Annotated in this window: 20 protein-coding genes and 2 tRNA genes; 5 read left to right on the forward strand and 17 right to left on the reverse strand. The window is 69.9% G+C overall.

Annotated elements, in window-relative coordinates:
* Position 1: 1 nt before the first annotated feature.
* The 11 genes from ACSQ18_RS11010 to ACSQ18_RS11060 form a co-directional block, all read right to left on the reverse strand.
* Positions 2 to 394: a hypothetical protein gene (locus tag ACSQ18_RS11010; RefSeq protein ID WP_436037362.1), complete on the reverse strand. Its 393-nt coding sequence runs from the start codon at positions 392 to 394 to the stop codon at positions 2 to 4.
* Positions 395 to 474: 80 nt separating this feature from the next.
* Positions 475 to 547, reverse strand: a tRNA-Thr gene (locus ACSQ18_RS11015).
* A gap of 108 nt (positions 548 to 655) precedes the next feature.
* The gene (locus tag ACSQ18_RS11020; protein WP_436037363.1) at positions 656 to 2218 is read right to left on the reverse strand and encodes an alpha/beta hydrolase; all 1563 of its coding nucleotides are present in this window, start codon (positions 2216 to 2218) and stop codon (positions 656 to 658) included.
* The gene (locus ACSQ18_RS11025; RefSeq protein WP_436037364.1) at positions 2215 to 3405 is read right to left on the reverse strand and encodes a DNA polymerase III subunit delta'; all 1191 of its coding nucleotides are present in this window, start codon (positions 3403 to 3405) and stop codon (positions 2215 to 2217) included. The genes ACSQ18_RS11020 and ACSQ18_RS11025 overlap by 4 nt, the downstream gene beginning before the upstream one ends.
* Before the next feature lie 42 nt (positions 3406 to 3447).
* Entirely contained in the window at positions 3448 to 4104 is a 657-nt protein-coding gene (gene tmk / locus ACSQ18_RS11030; RefSeq protein ID WP_436037365.1) for a dTMP kinase, read from the reverse strand.
* Entirely contained in the window at positions 4101 to 6740 is a 2640-nt protein-coding gene (gene topA, locus ACSQ18_RS11035) for a type I DNA topoisomerase (protein WP_436038434.1), read from the reverse strand. Before topA ends, tmk begins: the two co-directional genes overlap by 4 nt.
* A 254-nt stretch (positions 6741 to 6994) precedes the next feature.
* On the reverse strand, positions 6995 to 7312 hold the full coding sequence (locus tag ACSQ18_RS11040; protein WP_436037366.1) for an Rv3654c family TadE-like protein: 318 nt from the start codon (positions 7310 to 7312) through the stop codon (positions 6995 to 6997).
* Between the two features lie 16 nt (positions 7313 to 7328).
* The gene (locus tag ACSQ18_RS11045; RefSeq protein ID WP_436037368.1) at positions 7329 to 7661 is read right to left on the reverse strand and encodes a TadE family type IV pilus minor pilin; all 333 of its coding nucleotides are present in this window, start codon (positions 7659 to 7661) and stop codon (positions 7329 to 7331) included.
* A 71-nt stretch (positions 7662 to 7732) separates the two neighbouring features.
* Positions 7733 to 7972 (reverse strand): DUF4244 domain-containing protein, encoded by a 240-nt coding sequence (locus ACSQ18_RS11050; RefSeq protein WP_436037370.1) that lies wholly within the window; start codon positions 7970 to 7972, stop codon positions 7733 to 7735.
* Positions 7973 to 8025: 53 nt separating this feature from the next.
* Positions 8026 to 8934, reverse strand: coding sequence for a type II secretion system F family protein (locus ACSQ18_RS11055; protein WP_436037372.1), 909 nt, complete (start codon positions 8932 to 8934; stop codon positions 8026 to 8028).
* Entirely contained in the window at positions 8931 to 9986 is a 1056-nt protein-coding gene (locus ACSQ18_RS11060; RefSeq protein ID WP_436037374.1) for a TadA family conjugal transfer-associated ATPase, read from the reverse strand. Before ACSQ18_RS11060 ends, ACSQ18_RS11055 begins: the two co-directional genes overlap by 4 nt.
* Before the next feature lie 402 nt (positions 9987 to 10388).
* Here ACSQ18_RS11060 and acs point away from each other — a divergent pair, with 402 nt between their 5' ends.
* Positions 10389 to 12353, forward strand: coding sequence for an acetate--CoA ligase (acs, locus tag ACSQ18_RS11065; protein WP_436037375.1), 1965 nt, complete (start codon positions 10389 to 10391; stop codon positions 12351 to 12353).
* Positions 12354 to 12688: 335 nt separating this feature from the next.
* Here acs and ACSQ18_RS11070 read toward each other — a convergent pair whose 3' ends face one another.
* Both ACSQ18_RS11070 and ACSQ18_RS11075 read right to left on the reverse strand, forming a co-directional pair.
* Positions 12689 to 13156: a RidA family protein gene (locus ACSQ18_RS11070; protein ID WP_436037376.1), complete on the reverse strand. Its 468-nt coding sequence runs from the start codon at positions 13154 to 13156 to the stop codon at positions 12689 to 12691.
* Positions 13156 to 13371: a hypothetical protein gene (locus ACSQ18_RS11075; RefSeq protein WP_436037378.1), complete on the reverse strand. Its 216-nt coding sequence runs from the start codon at positions 13369 to 13371 to the stop codon at positions 13156 to 13158. Before ACSQ18_RS11075 ends, ACSQ18_RS11070 begins: the two co-directional genes overlap by 1 nt.
* An 88-nt stretch (positions 13372 to 13459) precedes the next feature.
* On the opposite strand from ACSQ18_RS11075, the gene ACSQ18_RS11080 reads away from it, so the two are divergent.
* From ACSQ18_RS11080 to ACSQ18_RS11095, 4 genes are all read left to right on the forward strand, one after another.
* The gene (locus tag ACSQ18_RS11080; protein ID WP_436037380.1) at positions 13460 to 16090 is read left to right on the forward strand and encodes a transglycosylase domain-containing protein; all 2631 of its coding nucleotides are present in this window, start codon (positions 13460 to 13462) and stop codon (positions 16088 to 16090) included.
* A 44-nt stretch (positions 16091 to 16134) separates the two neighbouring features.
* Complete coding sequence (locus tag ACSQ18_RS11085) at positions 16135 to 17076, forward strand: metallophosphoesterase (RefSeq protein ID WP_436037382.1); 942 nt, start codon at positions 16135 to 16137, stop codon at positions 17074 to 17076.
* A gap of 33 nt (positions 17077 to 17109) precedes the next feature.
* A tRNA-Pro gene (locus ACSQ18_RS11090) sits at positions 17110 to 17183 on the forward strand.
* A gap of 77 nt (positions 17184 to 17260) precedes the next feature.
* Positions 17261 to 18025 carry an HAD-IIB family hydrolase gene (locus ACSQ18_RS11095; protein ID WP_301037816.1) on the forward strand — a complete coding sequence of 255 codons (765 nt, stop codon included), beginning with the start codon at positions 17261 to 17263 and terminating at the stop codon, positions 18023 to 18025.
* A 37-nt stretch (positions 18026 to 18062) separates the two neighbouring features.
* Here ACSQ18_RS11095 and ACSQ18_RS11100 read toward each other — a convergent pair whose 3' ends face one another.
* The 4 genes from ACSQ18_RS11100 to ACSQ18_RS11115 form a co-directional block, all read right to left on the reverse strand.
* Positions 18063 to 19334: an alpha-hydroxy acid oxidase gene (locus ACSQ18_RS11100; protein WP_436037384.1), complete on the reverse strand. Its 1272-nt coding sequence runs from the start codon at positions 19332 to 19334 to the stop codon at positions 18063 to 18065.
* A 41-nt stretch (positions 19335 to 19375) separates the two neighbouring features.
* Positions 19376 to 20098, reverse strand: coding sequence for a FadR/GntR family transcriptional regulator (locus ACSQ18_RS11105; RefSeq protein ID WP_436037386.1), 723 nt, complete (start codon positions 20096 to 20098; stop codon positions 19376 to 19378).
* Positions 20099 to 20308: 210 nt separating this feature from the next.
* On the reverse strand, positions 20309 to 20965 hold the full coding sequence (locus tag ACSQ18_RS11110) for a thymidine kinase (protein ID WP_436037387.1): 657 nt from the start codon (positions 20963 to 20965) through the stop codon (positions 20309 to 20311).
* 21 nt (positions 20966 to 20986) lie between these two features.
* On the reverse strand, positions 20987 to 22924 hold the full coding sequence (locus ACSQ18_RS11115; protein ID WP_436037389.1) for a DUF2207 family protein: 1938 nt from the start codon (positions 22922 to 22924) through the stop codon (positions 20987 to 20989).
* Between the last annotated feature and the right edge of the window lie 6 nt (positions 22925 to 22930).

Below are 22930 nucleotides of genomic sequence, written 5' to 3' on the forward strand. Positions count from 1 at the left end.
CTCAGCCGCGGACGAACAGCAGCACCCACGACGTGACGAGAGCGATGACGCCGAGCGCCAGCAGCCCCGCCGAGGCGACGACGACGCCCGTGAGCGCGGGCGGACGCCGCGTGCGGCGCATGCGGTCGCGCCACCCGTAGCGGTACCAGATCGACACGCGGTCGACCCCCGCGAGATCGGCGGCATCGTGGTCGTTCAGGCGGGCACTATTCGCGTCGCCGTCGGCGTCGTACCAGCGCACGAACGTCTCGGCATCCTCGTGGTCGACGAGCGCTTCAGCGGGGAGCCACGTGCCGTCGACCGCCCACAGGATGAGAGCGAGGATGCCGAGCGCCACCGCACCGCCGAACCCGAGCCACGTGAAGACCTCGATCACCGCATCGAGCGCGTCCACCCGGCCTCCTGAGCCCTCGGGTCGCCGTCGCGCGCGACCCGTACGACGAAGGCCCGCCGAGCGACGGGCCTTGCTTGTCGAGCCACCTAAGGGAATCGAACCCTTGACCTATTCATTACGAGTGAATCGCTCTGCCGTCTGAGCTAAGGTGGCGCGTGCTCTGCTCTCGCATGCACGATCAACGATCTTACAGGGTCGGCGAGGGTGCCGCGAACCGCGCTCCGCGGTCCTGCCTCGAACGCCCCGCCACGTCGATGAGCGTCACTCGCACCGCAGCCCGTCTTCGGGCACCGTGCCGTCGACCAGGTAGGCGACGACGGCGTCGTCGACGCACGCGTTGCCCTTGTTGAATCCCGTGTGCCCCTCTCCCACGCGCGTGACGAGCACGCCGGACGACAGCTGGTCGGCCAACGACTCCGACCACTCGTACGGCGTGGCGGGGTCGTTCGTGGTGCCGACGACGACGATCGGGGCAGCGCCCTCGGCGGTGATCGGCTCGCGCACGCCGGTGGGTTCCGCCGGCCACACCTCGCAGACGTCGACGCCCTGCCAATACGGCGCGATCGTGGGCGCCTTCTGCGCGATGAGGGCTTCGGCGGCCGCCTGATCGGCCTCGTCGGTGTCGAGCGGATAGTCCATGCAGTTGTACGCGCGGAACGCTTCGGTCGAGTTGTCTGCGTACGTGCCATCGGGCGAGCGGCCGTAGTAGAAGTCGGCGAGTCGGAAGGCCGTGTCCGGGTTCCCGCCGAGAGCGTCCTCGAGCGCCATCGAGAGGAAGCCCCAGCTCTCCTGCGAGTAGAGCGCGGCGATGATGCCCGTCAGCAGGGAGTCGGCGCCGAGTTCCCGGCCGTCGGACGCCTGTAGCGGCGAGCGGTCGACACTCGCGAGCAGCGTGCCGAGGTCGGCCATCGCCTCGTCGACCGAACCGCCGAAGGGGCAGTCGCTGCCGTCGAGGCAGTCGGCCATGTACGCACGCAGCGCCGACTCGAAGCCGACCGCTTGGATCGTGCCGACGTCGAGACCCGGGATGGCGGGATCGATGGCCCCGTCGAGCACGAGGCGCCCGACCTGTGCGGGGAACAGCTTGGCGTACGTGGCGCCGAGGAAGGTGCCGTACGAGTAGCCGAGGTAGTTGAGCTTCGCATCGCCGAGCACCGCCCGCAGGAGGTCGAGGTCGCGGGCTGCGTTGTCGGTCGTGATGAACGGGAGGATGCCGTCGCTGCCGTCGATGCACGCCTGCACGAACTCGTCGTTGCGTTCGGTGAGCTCGGCCTCCCAACCGGCGCTGCCACGCGGGTCGGCGGGGATGTCGAACAGGTACGCGTCCATCTTCGCCGCGTCGAGGCACGTCACGGCGGTCGACCGCCCGACACCGCGCGGGTCGAACCCGATCACGTCGTACGCGTCGGCCAGCTCGTCGCCCACGGCGAACAGGGCGCTGTCGGCGATCATGTCGTAGCCGCTGGCACCGGGACCGCCGGGGTTGGTGAGCAGCGAACCCTGCGCGTCGCCGCCGGACGCCGCCCGGCGGATGACCGCCAGTTCGATCTCACCGGCATCCGGGTCGCTCCAGTCCAGGGGCGCCGTCACGGTCGTGCAGTCGTAGCTGCCCGGGTCGGTGCCCTCGCAGTCGTCCCACGACAGCGCCTGCCCGTAGAAGTCCTCGAAGCCGGCGGGAACGCTGTCGAGGTTCGGAGACGAGCTGGGCGCCGCGGAGGGCGAAGCCTCGGACTTCGGATCCCACAGGATGCCGCAGGCGCTGAGGGCGAGGGCGGCCACCGCCAGCCCGGCGGTGACGGTCAGGAGGCGACGGGTGCGGTTCACGGGGTCCTTCCGCTGGCGACGGTGATGAGGAGGCTCTCCAGCGCGAGCGCAGGCGCGGCGTTGCCTTCCAGGTTGGTCCGGGTGACGGAGATCTGGTCGAGCACCGTGAGCGTGCGGGGCGCGTCCCACGCGGCGGCCAAGGCCGTCAGCTCGTCGGCGAGTTCGCGGTTGATGAGGTCGTCGCCCCGCGAGAACTGCAGCATGAGCGTGTCGCGGTACATCGACTCGAGATCGGTGAGCACGCGGTCGATGCCGTCGCGCAGGCTGCGCGTGGCGCGCCGCTTCTGGTCGTCTTCGAGTGCGCTCAGCTGTCCGCGGACTGCGGGCGGCACGGCGCTGCCGGCCGGGATGCCGAGGGTACGCAGCAGCGCCTCCCGCTCGCTCTCGTCGCGTTCCGCCGTCAGCGCCTTGGCATCTTCCGTGGCCGCCTGCACGACACGCGCCGCGACCTCCACGGCATCGCCGACGCCGCGCACGCGCAGCACCGCGCGCAGCGTCTCGTCGCGGCGGGCCCGGGCGGCTTCGTCGGTGGCGAGGCGCTGGGCCATGCCGATGTGGCGCTGGGCCAGGCGCGCGGACTGTTCGGCGACGGCCGGGTCGGCACCGGTGCGCTGTGTGATGAGGCGGGCGACATCGTCGACGTCGGGCTCGCGCAGCCGGAGCGTGCGCACGCGCGATCGGATCGTGGGGAGGAGGTCGGCGTCGCTCGGTGCGCACAGCACCCATACGGTGCGCTCCGGCGGCTCCTCGAGGGCCTTCAACAGCACGTTGCTCGTGCGTTCGACCATGCGGTCGGCGTCTTCCATGACGATCACGCGGTAGCGGCCGAGCGACGGTGCGAAGTACGACCTCTCCACGAGCGCCCGCGCGTCCTTGATCGAGATGATGACGCCCTCGGTGCGCAGCGCCGCGAGGTCGGGGTGTGTGCCGGCCAGCACCTGGCGCATGGCCGTCTCATCGCCGGGCTCGGCGATGAGGGCGGCGGCGAAAGCGTAGGCGAGGGTCGAACGGCCCGACCCGGGCGGTCCGGTGATCAACCACGCATGAGCGAGTTGCGCCGGGTCGGACGCGGCCGCCTGCAGCTGCGCGACGGCATCCGCCTGGCCCCACACCTCACCCCAGGGGACCTCTCGCGCCGCGGCTGGCGCCCCGGGCGACGCGGGGCGTGCCGAGGGTGCCGTCGTCATGGCGACCAGCCTACGGGGTGCCGACGACGCCGCGTCGGGCGGTCAGGACAGCAGCGCGGCCACGCGCGTGCGCACGCTGTCCGCGAGCTCTTCGACGGGTCGCGTCGCATCGAGCACGAGGAAGCGGTCGGGTTCGGCGTGAGCCAGCTCGAGGTAGGCCTCTCGCACCCGGGTGTGGAAGTCGGCTTGCTCCGCCTCGAGCCGGTCGAACGGCTTGTCGTCGGCATCGAGACGGTGCCGCGCCGCGGCGGGATCGAGATCGAGGAGCACGGTGAGATCGGGAAGTGCGCCGCCCGTCGCCCACAGGGACAGGTCGCGGATCTGGCCCGGATCGAGCACGCGGCCAGCGCCCTGGTAGGCGACCGAGGAGTCGAGGTAGCGGTCCTGGATGACGACCTCGCCGCGCGCGAGGGCCGGCTGCACGAGGGTGGCGACGTGATGTGCGCGGTCGGCGGCGTACAGAAGCGCTTCGGCGCGGGGGGCGATGTCGCCGCGGTGGTGGAGCACGATGTCGCGGACGAGATTGCCGACGGCGGTTCCGCCGGGCTCCCTCGTGCGCACGACGGTGCGTCCCTCGCCGCTCAGCCACTCCTCCAGTCGGGTCGCCTGCGTGGTCTTGCCGGAGCCGTCGCCGCCCTCGAAGGTGATCCACAGCCCGCCCGGTGAAGCCGGGGCAGGCTGCGGCGCGGGTGAGCTCACTTCTTGGCCGGCGTCTTGCGCGTCGTGGTCCGACGCGTCGTGCGCTTCGGGGCGGGACCCTTCGCACGCTTCTCGGCGAGCATCTGCACGGCGATCTCGTAGGTGATGTCGTCGGGCGTCTGTCCGCGCGGGATCGTGACGTTCGTGGTTCCGTCGGTGACGTAGGCACCGAAGCGGCCGTCCTTGATGCGGATGGGCTTCTCGCTCACCGGGTCGGCCTCGAACTCCTTGAGCGACGTGGCGGCGCGGTTGGCGTACTTCGGCAGCGCGTAGATCTCCAGGGCCTGATCGAGCGTGATGTCGAAGATGAGCTCTTCGCTGCCGATGCTGCGCGAATCGGTGCCCTTCTTGATGTACGGGCCGTAGGGACCGTTCTGAGCGGTGATCTCGACGCCCGTCTCGGGGTCGACGCCGACGACGCGCGGCAGTCCGAAGAGCTTCAGTGCCGTGTCGAGGTCGATCGTCTCGGGAGACATGCTCTTGAACAGCGAGGCGCGGCGGGGCTTGGGTGCGGCATCCTTCTTCGCTCCGCGCTTCTTGGGCGCCTCCTCGACCGGCGCCTCGGTCTCCGGCAGGAGCTCCTCCAGATACGGACCGAAGCGGCCGTCCTTCACGACGATGTCGCGACCGTTCTCGGGGTTCTGCCCGAGAACACGGTCGCCGCCGACGGGAGCGTCGATGAGCTCCTGAGCCTTCGCGGGCGTGAGCTCGTCGGGTGCGAGGTCGTCGGGCACGTTGATCCGGCGCGGGTTCTCGTCGTCGCCGGGCACCTCCAGGTACGGCCCGTAGCGGCCGAACCGGAGCACGGCCACGTCGCCGATCGGCGTCGAGTTGATCTCGCGCGCATCGATGTCACCGAGGTTGTCGACGACGTTGCGGAGCCCGACGTGGTCGTCGGCGCCGAAGTAGAACTTCCGGAGCCACTCGGCGCGGTCCTGCTCACCGCGGGCGATCGCGTCGAGGTCGTCCTCCAGTGCCGCCGTGAAGTCGTAGTCGACGAGGTCGGAGAAGTGCTGCTCGAGGAGGCGGACGATGCTGAACGCGAGCCAGCTGGGCACGAGCGCTTGGCCGCGCTTGCTGACGTACCCGCGGTTGAGGATGACGTCGATGATGCTCGCGAACGTCGAGGGCCGACCGATGCCCTTCTCTTCGAGCGCTTTGACGAGCGACGCCTCCGTGTAGCGGGGCTTCGGGCTCGTCGCGTGCCCCTTCGCCTCGATGTCGCGAAGGGTGACCGCGTCGCCGACGGCGAGCGCCGGGAGCGACTGGTCGTCGGACTTGTCGGCGTCGCCGCGCTTCTCGTCGCGTCCTTCCTCGTAGGCGTCGAGGAACCCCTTGAAGGTGTAGACGGTCCCGGATGCCGTGAACGCGGCGACCTTGCCGCCGGCGGCGACATCGATCGTGACGGTCGTGGTCTCGTACTTCGCGTCGGCCATCTGGCTGGCGACGGTGCGCTTCCAGATGAGGTCGTAGAGACGCATCTCGTCGCGGTCGAGCGACGAGGCGACGGAGGCGGGGGTGCGGAAGTCCTCGCCGGACGGGCGGATCGCTTCGTGCGCCTCCTGCGCGTTCTTGCTGTTGTTGCGGTAGCTGCGCGGGTTCGCCGGAACCGCCGTGTCGCCGTAGAGCGCGACGGCCTGTGCGCGTGCCGCCGACACGGCCTGCGTCGAGAGCGCCGTCGAGTCGGTGCGCATATAGGTGATGAAGCCCTTTTCGTAGAGCCGCTGCGCGACGCCCATGGCGTGCTTGGCGCTCATCGAGAGCTTGCGACCGGCCTCCTGCTGGAGCGTGGAGGTCGTGAACGGCGGCTTGGGGCTGCGGGTGCCGGGCTTGGCCTCGACGGAGGTGACGGTGCCGGTGCCGACGGCTTCGATGGCGGCGGCAAGGTCGCGCACCTGGCCTTCCGTGAGCACGACGACGGCCTTCTTGAGCTCACCGCGGTCGTCGAAGTCGGTGCCCCGGGCGAGCGGCGCCCCGTCGAGCCGGGAGAGTCGCGTCGCGAAGGCGTCGGAGGACTCCTTCGCCGCGTGCGCCTCGACGTCCCAGTACGACGCGGACACGAACGCCATGCGCTCGCGCTCCCGGTCGACGACGAGACGGGTGGCGGCGGACTGGACGCGGCCCGCAGATGTTCCCTGACCCACCTTGCGGCGCGTGACGTCGGAGACGTCCCAGCCGTACAGACGGTCGAGGATGCGGCGGGTCTCCTGCGCGTCGACGAGCGCGAGGTCGAGCTCGCGGGTGTTGTCGACGGCGGCGCGGATGGCATCCTTCGTGATCTCGTGGAACACCATGCGCTTGACGGGCACCTTCGGCTTCAGCGCCTCGAGCAGGTGCCACGCGATGGCCTCGCCTTCGCGATCCTCATCGGTGGCGAGGAGCAGTTCGTCCGCGGTCTTCAGTGCGCGCTTGAGCTCGGCGACGGTCTTCTTGCCGCGATCGCTCTCCACATATAGAGGGGTGAAGTCGTTCTCGATGTCGATCGAGTACTTGCCCACGGAGGTCTTCTTGAGCTCGGCGGGGATGTCCTTCTTCTCTGCGAGGTCGCGGATGTGACCGACGGAGCTGAGCACTTCGTAGCCGTCGCCCAGGTACCCCTGGATCGACTTCATCTTGGTCGGCGACTCGACGATCACGAGCTTCTTGCCGCTCGCGCCTTTCGTGCCGGTCGCGCTCTTCGTGCCCGCGCCTTTCGTGCCCTTGGTGCCTTCAGCCACTGGCGTCCTTTCTTCGATGCACACCATACACACCGCACAGGGGTGCAATCTCCGAGAGCGCCCGGGGATCGAGGTCGCAGCACCCGTGTTCTCTCAGGGCGCAGGTTCTCTCAGCACCCCTGTCTCTCAGGGCGCAGGTGCGGCGCCCAGCGAGACGACGGTACGGGGCGAGCTCACCCCGGCGGCCCCGCCCGTGCCCTCGCCGTCGGCTGGAACGGGCCGAGCGGCACGGTCACGGCGACCGTCGCCACCATCCCCTCGATGTCGCACCCGAGCAGGACGCCGCCCACGCGCCGAGCCGTCTCGGTCGCCCGCGCGCAGGGCTCCCCCGCGATGGCTCCGGATGCCGCATCGGCCGCGGCGAGCGCGGCGGCGTCGGCCGCACCCGCCGCCCGAACCATGCGCACTGATACCGCGCCGGCGGTGCCGCAGCCCACCGCGAGCGTCGCCACGACGGCTGCGGCGCCGACGGCGAGCGCCAGGCCGCTCACGGGTGCGACCCCGCCATCAGAGTCCTCCCGAGAGGGCGCACGATCTCGCCGTCAGGGCGGGCAGCGGCAGCGGCACTCCGCTGGGAGCGGAGACCTCGACGCAATCGAAGTCTCCGTCGGAGCCGATCGCGACGCGAGCACCGGAGACGAGGCCGGCAGCCGCCTCGCGCACGCGGCCGTCACCTTCGCCACGTGCTGCGAGTCGCGCGCCCTGCGCTGCCGCCTGCTCGAGTCGAACCTGCCGGGACGTGCCCGCGAGGGTGGCCGCGGCGAGCGCGATGACCAGCACGACGGCGGGGACGACGACCGCGAACTCCGCCGCCGCCGAGCCGCGGTCGTCACCGATCACCCGACCGCCGATACATCGACGGCTTCTCGCCCGACGGCGCTTCACCCGACCGCCGGTCACCCGCTGGCCGCTCACCCGACGGTGAGGGCGCGACGCACGAGGTCGGTCAGGATGCCTCGCACCTCGTCGCTGCGCATGATCACGACGAGGAGACCCGCAAAGGCGACCGCGGCCATCGTCGCGATCGCGTACTCCGCGGTGGCGGCGCCCGTCTCGTCGGCGAACAGCCGCGCCGACCGTCGACGAGTGAGATCGGGGAAGCCGGCCGGACGCAGATGAGGCTTCCGGGAGAGCCGGCGGTGATGAGTCATGAGGACTCCTTTCTGGTTCGGGTGGCTGGGCGGTCTGGAAGCGAGCTCGACGGTCAGAAGACGACGGGGGCGGACGAGAGGACGGACAGGAGCATCGGCGCCACCCCCAGGAGCAGGAAGGCGGGCAGGGTGCACACCCCGAGCGGCAGGAGGAGCCGGCCGCTCAGTTTCGCGGCCCGCAGCCGCCCCTCGGTCCGCGCGGCGCGGCGGCGGTCTGCCGCCTCCGCTCTCAGAAGCTCGACGGCCGGTGCGCCGCATCGGCGTGACAGCGCGAGGACGGAGGCCGTGGCATCCCGCGCATCGGCGCACCCCGCACCCTCGACCACGGTGAGTGCGCGATCGATCGACACGCCCCCGCTGAGCGCGATCGCCACGAGTTCGTGCGGCCATCCCGCGATGCCGTCGGGCGGCTGGGCTCGCCGGACGAGCGACGCCGTCCACCGTCGAGCGACGACCATGAGCGCGATGCCGCCCCCGGCGCTGGCGAGCCCCGGCGGACTGGACAGCGCGCCGGCGACGTCGAAGCCGAAGGCGGCGACCAGAACGATCGCGAGGAGGGGAAGCCACGCGATGAGCCGCGCGGTCACCGCGGGCTCCGCCAGCGCGACGGCGACGTCCTGGCGGGCCTGCTCCGCGTCGCGCAGGGCCTCGGCCACCGTCCGCAGGCTCGGCGCGAGGGGCGCGCCCACCGTCGTGGCCACGCGCCACGCGATGCCCACCTCCGCCCACGCACCGCCGCGCTGCCGGCACGCCTCGGCGACCCCGGCACCGTCGATCACCTCGCTCGCGATCGCCGCATCATCGATCGGGCCTGCCGCACGCTCGACCGGTGCGCGGCTCGTCGCGATCTCCTCCCAGGACCGCGCCGGAGCAAGACCCGCCTGTAGCAACACCGCGAGCCGGTGGACGTCGGTCGCGACCGTCTCGACATCCGGGATGGATCGACGTTCCGCCCTCGTCACGACGTCTCCGCTATCGACAGGCGGTCGTCGACGACGACGGGACGCGCGATCCCGGTGACCCGGCGGATGCCGTCTCGTCCGCGCTCGATGTGGATGATCGCATCGATGGCGCTGACGACCTGGCGAGCGATCGCGCGGTCGCTCATGCCCGCGAGCGCGCCGAGTGCTTCGAGCCGGGCCGGAACGTCGGCGAGCCCGCTGGCGTGGACGGTGCCGGCACCGCCGTCGTGGCCGGTGTTGAGCGCCGTGAGCAGCTCGCGCACCTCCTCGCCGCGGCACTCTCCGATCACCAGGCGATCCGGGCGCATCCGCAGCGCTTCGCGGACGAGCCGCGCGAGCCCCACGCCGCCGGCTCCCTCGAGATTGGGCTGGCGTGCCTCGAGCCGCACGTGGTGCGGATGGTCGATGCGCAGCTCGGCGACGTCTTCGATCGTCACGATCCGCTCCGTAGCGGGCACGAGACCGAGCAGGCTCGCCAACAGGGTGGTCTTGCCCGCTCCGGTCGATCCCGTGACGAGCAGATTCGCACGGCGCACGACGAGCTCCCTCAACCGCCGTTCGACCACGGCGTCCATCGCACCTCGCCGCGTCAGTTCGTCGAGCGACGGAGGCACGGCGGAAGGCAACCGGATGGAGACGGTCGCCCCCGCACACGCGACCGGAGGGAGCACGGCGTGGACCCGTGCGCCGTTGTCCCAGCGCACATCGACCAGCGGGGAGAGATCGTCGAGGTGGCGGCCTCCGAGAGCGATGACCGCGACCGCGAGCTCCCGCACCGACTCTTCGTCGGCATGCCAGCCGGCGATGCGCTCCGCCCCGCGACCCCGGTCGACGAAGAGCCCATCCACGCCGTTCACGAACACGTCGGTGACCTCGGGGTCGGCAAGGTGCGGTGACAGGGCGCCGAGTGCGGGATGCTCCGGCACGACACGCGCACGATCCCCCGAGCCGACCCGTCGCGCCGACGGCACGCCCGCGACGGGATCCGCCGCAGCGCGGGACGGTCCGGCGGCCTGGGCAGCGTGAGGGCGGACGAGGAACGGTGCGGTCATCCCCCGACGCTAGGGCGGCGAACGACGCGAGCCCGGGCCGCCGGCACCCACCGTGGAAGACCTGTCGCCGCAGGGTATTGGGGAGGAACCGCCGAGCGCGACGGCTCTCCGGAGATGGAGAGGGGCGGCATCCTTTGGGGGGAAGGATGCCGCCCGGGACGGCGTCCGCTACGGGGGATTGCGGGCACGCCGTCACGCCAGAATCTGAGTTCGGCCGGCTCCGAGCATACGCGGAGGCCGTAAACCGGCCAAACACCCGGAGCGCGTGGCGCACCGATATATCACCCTCAGCGTGCCACCCACTATCGGCGGTAGTCGACGGTGCGCGCCGCGGATAGATTGTGCGCAATCGTCACGGAGTCACGACGTCGTCCCGTGAGCCCGAGCCGCAAGGGAGCGCGCATGAGCAGCCAGATCGACCACCTGCTGAACGAGGATCGCCGGTTCGCGCCGAGCGAGGAGTTCGCCCGCAATGCCGTTGCGACCGCCGACCTGTACGCGCAGGCGACGGCCGACCGGGAGGCCTTTTGGGCGGAGCAGGCGCGCGCGCTGCACTGGCACACCCCGTTCTCGACGGTTCTCGACTGGTCCCGCCCGCCGTTCGCCGAATGGTTCGCCGACGGCGAGCTGAACGTCGCGTACAACTGCCTCGACCGCCACGTCGAGGCCGGCCACGGCGACCGTGTCGCGCTCCTGTGGGAGGGAGAACCGGGCGATGAGCGTCGCGTCACGTACGCCGAACTCACCGATGAGGTGAAGCGTCTCGCGAACGTGCTGGGCGACCTCGGCGTCGGCCACGGCGACCGCGTGGCGATCTACATGCCGATGATCCCCGAGGCCATCGCCGCGATGCTCGCCGTCGCGCGAGTCGGCGCCATCCACTCCGTCATCTTCGGCGGCTTCTCGGCCGACAGCCTCCGCACGCGCATCGACGATGCCGGCGCGAAGCTCGTGATCACGGCCGACGGCGGCTACCGCAAGGGCCGCGTCTCACCCCTGAAGCCTGCCGTCGATCAGGCGCTCTCCGACCGGGGCGCCGGTCCGCAGGAGAGCGTCGAACACGTCCTCGTGGTCCGCCGCACCGAGAACGAGGTCACGTGGAAGGCCGACCGCGACGTGTGGTGGCACGACGTGGTGCCCGCGGCATCCGCCGAGCACGAGGCGCAGCCGTTCCCCGCCGAGAACCCTCTCTTCATCCTCTACACGTCGGGCACGACGGGTAAGCCGAAGGGCATCCTCCACACCTCCGGCGGCTACCTGACGCAGGCGGCCTTCACGAACAAGGTGGTCCACGACCTGCACCCCGAGACCGACGTCTTCTGGTGCACGGCCGACATCGGCTGGATCACGGGCCACTCCTACGTGGCCTACGGCCCGCTCGCCAACGGAGCGACGCAGGTGCTCTACGAGGGCACGCCGGACACCCCGCATCCCGGACGCTGGTGGGAGATCGTGGAGAAGTACGGCGTCACGATCCTCTACACCGCCCCGACGGCGATCCGCTCGTTCATGAAGCTCGGCCGCGCGATCCCCCAGAAGTTCGACCTGTCGTCACTGCGGCTGCTCGGATCGGTCGGCGAACCGATCAACCCCGAGGCCTGGATGTGGTACCGCTCGATCATCGGCGGGAAGACGGCCCCCATCGTCGACACGTGGTGGCAGACCGAGACCGGCGCGATCATGGTGTCGGCCCTCCCCGGCGTGACCGAGACGAAGCCCGGCTCCGCGCAGGTGCCGCTGCCGGGCATCTCCGTCGACGTGGTCGACGAGAGCGGTGAGCACGTCGGCAACGGCAACGGCGGGCTGCTCGTGCTCACCGAGCCGTGGCCGAGCATGCTGCGGGGCATTTGGGGAGACCCGGAGCGGTTCCGGGAGACTTACTGGGAGAAGTTCGAGAAGCAGGGCTTCTACTTCGCGGGCGACGGCGCGCGGCTGGACGACGACGGCGACGTCTGGTTCCTCGGTCGCGTCGACGACGTCATGAACGTCTCGGGCCACCGCCTGTCGACGACGGAGATCGAGTCGGCCCTCGTCGGCAACGAGGCCGTCGCCGAGGCGGCCGTCGTGGGAGCGTCCGACGAGACGACCGGTCAGGCGGTCGTCGCCTTCGTGATCATCAAGCAGTCCTACCTCGACGCGCACTCCCCCGAGGGCCTGGCGGGAACGCTCCGCGCGTGGGTCGGCGAACAGATCGGGCCGATCGCTCGGCCGCGCGACGTCTACATCGTGGGCGAACTGCCCAAGACGAGGTCGGGCAAGATCATGCGCCGTCTGCTGCGCGACGTCGCCGAGGGACGCGAGGTCGGCGACACGACGACCCTCGCCGACACCGCGGTGATGTCGGTGATCTCGGCGCAGGTCAAGTAGCCCGCGGCATCCCTGGTGGGGCATGTCCCGGTTTCGGTCGGGTCATGTCCCACTTTCGGGCAGCCGTGTCTTTCGCTTGGGCATGTCCCCGTTTCGGTCGGTCGTCTCTTTCGCTTCGGCATGTCCCAGTTTCGGTCGCTTTTGCACCCGCCGAACGACCGCAACTGGGACATGGTCTACACAACGTGGGACATGGGCCGCACAAAGTGGGACATGGTCCGCCGCCGCCGCGGCCGCAGCCATTGCGGCCGCACAAAGTGGGACATGGTCCGCCGCATCCCCGGCCGCATTAGCCGCATCGCCGGCCGCAGCCATAGGCGGGCCGACAGAGACCGTCAGGCGAGGGCGAAGATGAACTCGACCTCGACGGGGCTGTCCAGCGGCAGGACGGGCACACCAACCGCGGAACGCGCGTGGACGCCTGCCTCGCCGAACACCTCACCGAGTAGCTCGCTCGCGCCGTTGACGACGAGCGGCTGACCCGTGAACTCGGGCACGGATGCCACGAAGCCCGTGACCTTGACGACCCTCGCCAGATTGTCGACGCCGCCGGCGACAGCGGCCGCAGCGGCGATTCCATTCAGCGCGCACTGGCGGGCGTAGGCCTGCGCGTCGGCGGGCGGGACAAGCCCGTGGCCGTCGCCGACCTTGCCGGTCGCGGGAAGCGCACCGGAGACCATGGGCAACTGCCCCGCGGTGTACACGAGGTCACCGTGGACGGTCGCCGGCACGTACGCGGCGACGGGCGGGACGACGGGAGGAAGGTCGATGCCGAGTTCGGCGAGCCGCTGGGAGATGCTCATCACGCCTCCTCGAACTGCTGAGCCGCCTGGGCGGCGGCACCGAGTCCGGCGTTGGCCGCTCCACCGCCGGTGGGACGCTTGAAGTAGGCGACGAGTCCGCCCTCCGGCCCCGGCACCACCTGGACGAGCTCCCACCCCTGCTTACCCCAGTTGTTGAGGATCGCAGCGGTGTTGTGGATCAGCAGCGGCGTGGTGAGGTACTCCCACGTGGTCATTCGGTGCTCCCGTTCGACGTCACGGATAGGCGCGGCATGCGGGGCCCTACCGAGGCTTCCCCCAGGTATCTCCCTTACGATCAAGCCTATGCCCCAATCGAAACGGACAGCCACCGGCGTGCTCGGAGGCCTTCTCGGCCTCATCGGTCTCAGCACCGTGGCCGGTGTGCTGATCACCGCGACCGTGACCCCCGCCATCGCGGTGTCCGGATACGCGGCCTCCAGCGCGATCACGATGTTCGACAAGATGCCGAGCTATCTCGAGCCCGCCTCGCTCATGCTCCCGACGCGCATCTACAAGAAGAACGCCGACGGCAAGAACGTGCTGATGGCGCAGTTCTACGACCAGAACCGCATCCCTGTGAAGTACGACCAGGTCGCGACGGTCATGTACGACGCGATCCTCTCCAGTGAGGACAAGAACTTCTACTCGCACGGCGGCGTCGACCTCCTCGGCACGCTGAAGGCGCTCGCGGGCAACGCATCGGGCAGCGACACCCGCGGTGGCTCGACGATCACGCAGCAGTACGTCAAGAACGTGCTGCAGCAGAACTGCGAGTTCGACGCGACGACCGACGAGGAAGTGCAGGCGTGCTACCTCCAGACGACGGTCAATAAGGGCGCGGAAGGCTACCAGCGCAAGCTCCAGGAGATGCGCTACGCGATCCAGCTCGAAAAGGAGTACGAGAAGAACGACATCCTGCTCGGCTACCTGAACATCGCGTCGTTCGGTGGCACCGTCTACGGCATCGGCGCCGCCGCCCAGTACTACTTCAGCACCTCGGCCGACAAGCTCACGATCGCGCAGGCCGCCACCATCGCGGGCATGGTGCAGGAGCCGAACACCTTCCGGATCGACCGCCCCGACGGCACCTGGACCGACAAGGACGGAAACGCGCGCAACAGCGCGGAGGACGGCTATGCCGACACGCTCGACCGACGCAACTACGTGCTCGGTCGCATGTTCGCCGACGGCAAGATCACCAAGGACGAGTACGACGAGGCGAAAGCCTCGAAGATCGAGCCCAAGATCAAGAAGCGCACGAGCGGCTGCGGGCAGGCCAAGGGCGCGGAATTCTTCTGCGACTATGTCACCCACATCATCCGTAACGACAAGGCCTTCGGCGAGACGAAGGAAGAGCGCGCCGCCGCCCTCCGTCGCGGTGGACTCAAGGTCTACACGACTCTCGACTACGACCTCCAGAAGGCCGCGAACTCCGCCATCTCCATCGTCGAGCCGCGCGTCGACTACATGAACCTCGGTGCGTCCGGCATCCAGGTCGAGGTCGGTACCGGCCGCATCCTCTCGATGGTCCAGAACCGCGACTACGAAGCCGCGGCCACCAAGGAGAACGGCAAGACGACCGCGGTCAACTACAACGTCCGCAGCAAGGACGGCGGTGGCGGTCACGCCGCGGGATCGACGTACAAGGTCTTCAGCCTCATCAACTGGCTGCAGCAGGGACACTCTGTCAACGAGTACCTCAACGGGCGCGTCGGACCCAAGACGGTCGACCGCTGCGACGGCCAAACCCAGGTGGTCCAGACGGGTTCCGGCAAGGATGCCAACGGCAACAACAAGGTCGGAAACTTCGAGAACAGCCAGGGCTACAACGGCTCGATCTACAACTTCACGAAGGACTCGCTCAACTCTGGCTTCATCGCGATGGCCGAGCGCATCTCGGTGTGCAGCACGAACAAGGTGGCCGGCAAGCTCGGCGTCACGTTCGGCAACGGCAAGTCGATCGCCGAGGGCGACAACGCTCCGTACGACGTGCTGGGCTCGGTCGACGTCGCGCCGATCGACATGGCACAGGCGTACGCGGCCATCGCCGCGAACGGCACCCTCTGCGAGTCGAAGGCCATCGATCGCGTCGTCAACGCGGACGGCACCGACCACGCCATCCCCGAGACGACCTGCAAGCGCGTGCTGAGCGAGGCTGTCGCCTCGACCACGGCGTACACGCTGCAGGGCGTCATGCAGGGCGACGGCACCGGTTCGGGTGCCCGCACCTACGACGGCACGCCGATCTTCGGCAAGACCGGTATCCACCAGTTCCTCCACACGTGGATGGATGGATCGAGCACCGAGGTCACCACCGTCGTGTGGGTCGGGAACGTCAAGGGTGAAGAGCGCCTCGACAACCACTACATGGCCGGCTACCGACTGTCGCGGATCCGTAACAGCATCTGGCCGAACATGCAGCGCGCGGCCAACGCGAAGTACGGTGGCGACGCCTTCCCGAGCCCCGACAAGGAGCTCACCAAGCGCGTGCTGGTCGAGCTCCCCAACGTCGTCGGTATGACGGTGGACGAGGCCACCTCGACGCTGCGCGCCGAAGGCTTCTCGGTTACCGTCGCCGATGAGATCGATGCGACCGAGGCTGCCGGCACGATCGTGGAGCAGAACCCCGGTGCCGGCCGTGTGGCCGGCGGGACCACCGTGACGATCACCCCCTCCAACGGTCGCGGTGTCGCCGTGCCGTCGGTGGGTGGCACCCCCGACGACGCGGAAAACGCGTTGCGTGCCGCCGGATTCAGTCGGCTCGAGCGGGAGTGCACGCAGACCGAAGGCGCGCCCGGTCCGGGTGTCGTGACCGGCACCGATCCGGCCGCCGGCACGATCGTCGGTCGCAACGACCGGATCACGATCCAGTACCAGGCCCCCAACTGTGGCGGCAATGGCAATGGGAACGGCAACGACGGGGGCAACGACTGAGCGCCTCCGCCGCGACCCGCACCGCCCTCACGGCTCTTGCAGCCGTGGGGGCGGTCGGCGTCGGGTCGGCCGTCTGGGGTATCGGCATCGAGCGCTTCCTGTTCACCGTCCGCCGGCACGAGCTCGCCGTGCTCCCGCCCGGGGCGCCCTCACTGACGGTGCTCCACCTGTCCGACGCGCATATGGCTCCGTGGCAGCGACGCAAGCAGCAGTGGATCGCGGCGACTGCCGAGGCGGTGCAGCCCGATCTCGTCATCAACACGGGCGACAACCTCGGCCACGAAGAGGGACTTCGCGGCATCCGCTCGGCCTTCGCTCCCCTGCGAGGCGTCCCGGGCTTCTTCGTCCACGGCTCCAACGACGTGGTCGGGCCTTCGGCTCGCAATCCCCTGCTGTACTTCACCGGTCCGTCCGGCCATCAGGCACGCGCGTCGAGCCTGGACACCCCCGCGATGGACGCGTTCTTCACCGACGAGCTCGGCTGGACCGACGTGAACGACACCGCGGCGCGACGCACCGTCGGAGGTTTCGTGATCGACGCGTTCGGCGTCGACGACGCGCACCGGGATTGGGACGATATCGACGCGAGTGCTGCGGCGCTCGATCGTGTGCGACGCGGTCGCTGGTGGCAGGTGCCCGCGCCCGCCGACCTCACCGTGGGCGTGACGCACGCGCCGTATCGCCGCGTACTCGACCGTTTCACGGAGCTCGGCGCCGACATGCTGATCGCCGGGCACACGCACGGCGGGCAGGTCCGTATCCCGTTCTCACGGCGTGCTCTCGTCGCCAACTGCGACATCCCGCTCGATCAGGCGCGCGGTCTCAGCGAGTGGCATCACGCGGGTCGCACCGTGCCGCTCAACGTCAGCGCCGGGCTCGGACACTCCATCTACGCGCCCGTGCGCTTCGGATGCCGTCCCGAGGCCTCCGTGCTGCAGCTGGTCGCTCGTCGCCCGGAGCACGAGTCGCGCGCCGATTCGGTGTGAGCGCCGGAACGGGGTAGACTCGGAGGGTTGCCACGGGGTGTGGCGCAGCTTGGTAGCGCGCGTCGTTCGGGACGACGAGGCCGCAGGTTCAAATCCTGTCACCCCGACTGCACGAGGGCTCCGCCTTTGATTTCGATCACGGGCGGAGCCTTTCTCGCACCACCGCCGATACGGAGTCTGCGCCATGACCACGCCCCGCCTCGTCGCCTTCGACCTCGACGACACGCTCGCACCGTCCAAGAGCGCGATCTCCCCCCGCATGGGAGAGCTCCTGCTCGCGCTGGCCGAGCGCGTCGATGTCGCGATCATCTCCGGCGGGCAGCTGCAGCAGTTCACGGCGCAGGTCGTCGACCGCCTGCCCGAAGCGGATGCCGCATCCCTCGGCCGTTTCCACCTGCTGCCCACCTGCGGCACGCAGTACTACCGCATCGAGGGCGACGGCATCCGCACCGTCTACGCCCATGCACTCACCGATGACGAGAAGCAGCGCGCCCTGACCGCCGTGGAAGAGGAAGCGCGCCGGCTGGGCGTGTGGGAGTCCGACACCTGGGGCGACATCCTGGAAGACCGCGGGTCGCAGATCACCTTCTCGGCGCTCGGCCAGAAGGCCCCCGTCGACGCGAAGACGGCCTGGGACCCCGACGGTGCGAAGAAGAACGCCCTGCGCGACGCGGTCGCCGCGCGCGTTCCCGACCTGGAAGTGCGCTCGGGCGGATCGACGTCGGTCGACATCACACGACGCGGCATCGACAAGGCCTACGGGATGCGTCAGCTCGCGGAGCAGACCGGCATCCCTCTCGACGACATGCTCTTCGTCGGCGACCGGCTCGACGAGCACGGCAACGACTACCCCGTGCTCGCGATGGGTGTGACCTGCCACGCGGTCACCGGGTGGGAAGACACCGTCACCTATCTCGAGGCGCTCCTGCCGACCCTCCCGGTGCGCTGAGCCCCGGCGCTCTGAAACCCCGGTGCGCTGAGCCCCGCTAGGCCTTGACGCGCGTCGGCGAACGGCGCGCGGCGGGTGCCGCGACGGGAACGAGCCGCTGCAGCTGAGTGACGTGACGCGGCTCGAGCTCGGCCAGCGACGACACCCCCAGGAGCGTCATCGTGCGCTCGATCTCCGACCTCAGGATCGCGATCGTCCGGTCGACTCCGCGACGCCCTCCGGCCATGAGGCCGTACAGGTAGGCGCGGCCGATGAGCGTGAACTTCGCGCCGAGAGCGACGGATGCCACGATGTCGGCGCCGTTCATGATGCCCGTGTCGATCATGACGGTGGCGTCCTTGCCGACCTCACGCACCACCTGCGGGAGCAGATGGAACGGGATGGGCGCGCGGTCGAGCTGGCGCCCGCCGTGGTTGGACAGCACGATCCCGTCGACCCCGAGGTCGACGAGGCGCTTCGAATCGTCGACGTTCTGCACGCCCTTCACCACGATCTTCCCGGGCCACATCTCCCGGATGACGGCGAGATCGTCGTAGCTGATCGTCGGGTCCATGGCGGCGTTGAGCAACTCGCCCACCGTGCCGCCCGTGGTCGTGAGCGAGGCGAATTCGAGCTTGGGCGTCGTGAGGAAGTCGATCCACCACCAGGGCCGCGGGATCGCGTTGACGATCGTGCCCACGGTCAGCTGGGGAGGGATCGAGAAGCCGTTGCGCTTGTCACGAAGCCGCGCGCCGGCGATCGGCGTGTCGACGGTGAACATGAGCGTGTCGAATCCGGCATCCGCCGCCCGTCGCACGAGTCCGTAGGAGATCTCGCGGTCGCGCATGACGTACAGCTGGAACCAGTTGCGTCCGTGGGGGTTGGCGGCCCGCACGTTCTCGATCGACGTCGTGCCGAGCGTCGACAGGGTGAACGGGATGCCGGCGGCCGCCGCAGCGCCTGCGCCGGCGATCTCCCCCTCGGTCTGCATCAGCCGGGTGAAGCCGGTCGGCGCGATGCCGAACGGCAGAGCGGACGGTCCGCCGAGGATCTCGACCGACGTGTCCACGTGCTCTGCGGGGCGGAGGATGTCGGGATGGAACTCGATGTCCTCGAACGCCTGGCGCGCTCGCGAGAGGGAGAGCTCCCCCTCCGCGGCGCCGTCGGTGTAGTCGAACGCGGCCTTCGGGGTGCGACGCTTCGCGATCGTACGCAGGTCGGAGATCGTCAGCGCCGACTCGAGGCGACGCTTGGTGCCGTCGAGCTCGGGCTTCTTGAACTGCATGAGCTCCAGGAGCTCGGGGATCTTCGGCAGCTGGCGCTGAACCATGTGTCGTCCTTCTCGTGGCGGGATCGCCGGGGTGGGGGTCGTCAGAGGGAATGTGCGGGAGCCGGGAGGCCGGCGTCGGCGTAGTAGCCGGTGATGTGCGCGCGCAGCAGTTCTCGGGCCCGGCCGGCGTCGCCGCCCTCGATCGCCTGGAGCACGTCGGCGTGTTCGTGGCGGAGGCGGGTCGAGGTCGAGTCCCAGTCGGGGATCCGCTCGGCGCCGGCGCGGATGTAGCTCTCGATCGTCGTGCGAAGGCCCGCCATCGTCGCCGCCACCACGATGTTGCCCGCCGCGTCGGTGAGGCGCAGGTGGAACTGGGTGTCGAGGGCGAGGAACTCCTCGGCCGTGAGGCCTTCGGCATCCATCGCCTCGAGCGTCGCCCGGGCCGGGCCGAGGTCGGCGTCGGACTGCGCAGCGAGGTGGGCGACCGCCCACTCCTCGAGCAGGAGGCGGGTCTCGTACACGTCGGGGATGGGGAAGCCCTGCGCGGCGACCTGGAGGCGCAGCAGCTGGGCGAGTCCGCCGTGGGGCGTGGCGGTGACGATCGCGCCGGCGGTCGGCCCGGAGCCGGTCGCGGTGCGGATGAGCCCCATGACCTCGAGCACTCGCAGCGCTTCACGCACACTCGACCGCCCGACGCCGAGCGTGGAGGCGAGCTCGCGCTCGGGCTGCAGGCGATCGCCGGGCCCGAGTCGCCCTTCGAGGAGGTCGGCTTCGATCTTCTCGAGCACGACGCGCCAGGCGCGTGCCGGTGTGGAGTCGGTCATCGGATCCCTTCCGTGGTCTGGCCACATTACCTCGTGTGGTCTGGCCGCGCCACCACCGAATGAAACGTTACAACAGTTCCCGCGGTCGGCGCGTTCACGAGGCGGATGTCGGCAACTCCTCCACCGTGCGCCTCTCGTGCGACCGCTCCCCTGGAATCCCGCGACTTCCGGCCGCGTAGACTCACGTTTCGAAGGAGTTGCCGACGCGCGTCAGCTGAGACGACCACCGGATTCGCGCAGATAGCACTCCGCGCACATCGACTCGTACGTGATCCGGTCGGCTGTGAGCTCGTCGATCGCGACCTGATCGCCGTCGAACACGAACCGGCCTCCCACGAGCCGCGCGTTGAACAGCGCCTTGCGCCCGCACCGGCAGATCGTCTTGAGCTCCTCGAGACTGTGCGCGAGCTCCATGAGGCGGGCCGACCCGGGGAACGCCCGCGTCTGGAAGTCGGTGCGGATGCCGTACGCCAACGCCGGGATGCCGTCCTCCACCACGATCCGCAGCAGATCGTCCACCTGCGCCGGGGTGAGGAACTGCGCCTCGTCGATCATGAGGCACGCGACATCCGGACGCGCTCCCGTCGCGGCGGACTCCGGGATGAGCGCCTCCTGCTCGGCGGCGGCCCGCACCCGCTCTCGATGCACGCCGAACAGCGCGCGGAGATCGTCGCCGGGGGTGATCAGGAAGTCCACGAGGCGATCGACGCCGAGGCGACTCGAGATCCGATCGGCGCCCTTCGTGTCGATCTCGGGCTTGGCCAGGAGCACGTGCTGACCGCGCTCCTCGTAGTTGAACGCCGCCTGCAGCAGAGCCGTCGACTTCCCGGAGTTCATCGCGCCGTAGCGGAAGTACAGTTTGGCCACCGGACGAGTCTATGCGGCCCGTCAGCGTCCGCCGAAGCTGCCGCCCCCGCCGCCGCTGCCGGAGAAGCCGCCGCCCGACGACGACCCCGAACTGGACCATCCACTGCTCGATGAACTCCACGACGACCCACGGCTCGTTCCGGGTGAGGAGATCGGCGTGGCGGCCAACCGGCCCACCGACGCCGAGGCATCCGCGAGTGCGTGCGATCCCAATGCGTCGAGCAGCGCCACCTGCGACACCGCCGTCTCGGGCAGCCGCGCTCGGATCACCCTCGCCCACTCCTGCTCCTGTCCGAACAGGACGGCGTACGGCAGCAGCCTCTCGTAGAGGTTGACGACGGAGCCCGGGGTGTCGTCACCGAAGGCGCGGCGACCCGACGACACCAGATCGGCGGTGGCCGGCGACTGGGAGGCACGGAGCCGCTCTTCTTCGGCGAGCGCCAGGTAGGTGCGGATGCCGTCGAGTTCGTGGACGTGCTCGCCGCCGGCGACGGTGAGCACCGATCGCGGCAGCGGCACGAACGGCATCCCGAACATCGTCACACCGCACAGGACGACAGCGAGCACGCGCACCCACCCGAATCCGCCGTCGTCGACGGCCGTGAACCACTCCGGCGCGATGAGCAGGACGAGGCCGAGCAGGAGGCTCCCGAACTGCAGCCACGTTCGCAGCGAGGCGACCCATCCCGGAGCGGCGGCGCGATAGCCGCGCTGGATCGTGAACTCGTCGATGCGCCGGACGTAGGTCACCGCACGCTTGGGTGGCCGCTCGGCGAACGTGGCCAGCGACGCGGTCGCACCGACCTCGGCGGCGCGTCCGAAGAGCAGCTCGATGACGCGACGGTCGTCGTGGTCGAGGCCGTCGCGGTCGATCAGCTCGACGGTGAAGTCGGCCGGATCGTCGCGGCCTCCGTCTGCGTGGAGGGCGATCTTGTCGCGCACGGCGAGGTCGACGGTGTGCGCGGCGAGTGCTCGGGCGGGAACGTCGAGGGTGCCCGCCGAGAGGGTGAGCGACTCGTCGGCAGGGGGCTCGTACCGGACGATGACCGGCGTCGTGTCGGGATTGCGCCGCATCCGCGCGCGGACGACGAGCATGATCGGGATGCCGAGGCCACCGGCGAGCAGGGCGAGCGCGGGCACGATCCACTGCCACCACGGGTAGGGCGGCGGCGGAGGCGGGCTGGCGGCCGCGAAGCTGCCCAGGCGGAACCCCAGCGAGACGGTGACGTTTTCACCGGGTCCGAGGGCACCCGCCGCGACCGAGAACGCCTGCGCGCCGGCGGCGGACGATCCGTGCCATCCGGCCCATGACGTCACTTCGGCCGGCCACGGGGCGTCGGTCTCGGGGCCGGAGAGGGTGCAGGCAGTCGTCGATCCCTCGGGCCCCTGGTAGCACGCGGTCCGATCGTCGAGCAGGTCGGCGGCCACGTCGCCCGTCAGGTGCACCGTCAGTGTCACGTCGTCGAAGGGCTGCGCATGATCGACGCCGACGGTGTCCCACGTGAACTCGTCCGCCTCGGTGTCGGGATAGCGCACGACGACGTCGCTCATCGTGTAGCTGATGACGTAGGTCTGATCGCCGTGCACGAAGGAATCGTCGCCGGTGAGCACGTAGACCCACTCGTCGTCGGACTCCGTCCACCACGGCACGGCCTCACCGTCGGCCCCGACGACGTTGACGACACGCGTCGCGAGATCGATCCCCGACTGCACGCGCGGGAGCGCCCGCACGATCCCCCGGTTCTGATCGAAGTCCGGGAAGGATGCCACGAGCGTCTCGATGACGTACAGCTCGCCCGCGTCGGAGCTCGAGCGACTCACGTAGTAGTCGCCCGTGAACGAGTCGAACGTGAAGTCGTCGACACCCGCGTGCGCGGCGGTCGGAGCCCCGAGCGGAAGGAGCACTCCGACGAGGAGGCTGAGGGTCAGCAGGGCGCGCGGCATCCGTCGTCTGGGCACGCGCTC

It is taken from the genome of Microbacterium sp. LjRoot45 (assembly GCF_964253325.1).
Taxonomy (GTDB): domain Bacteria; phylum Actinomycetota; class Actinomycetes; order Actinomycetales; family Microbacteriaceae; genus Microbacterium.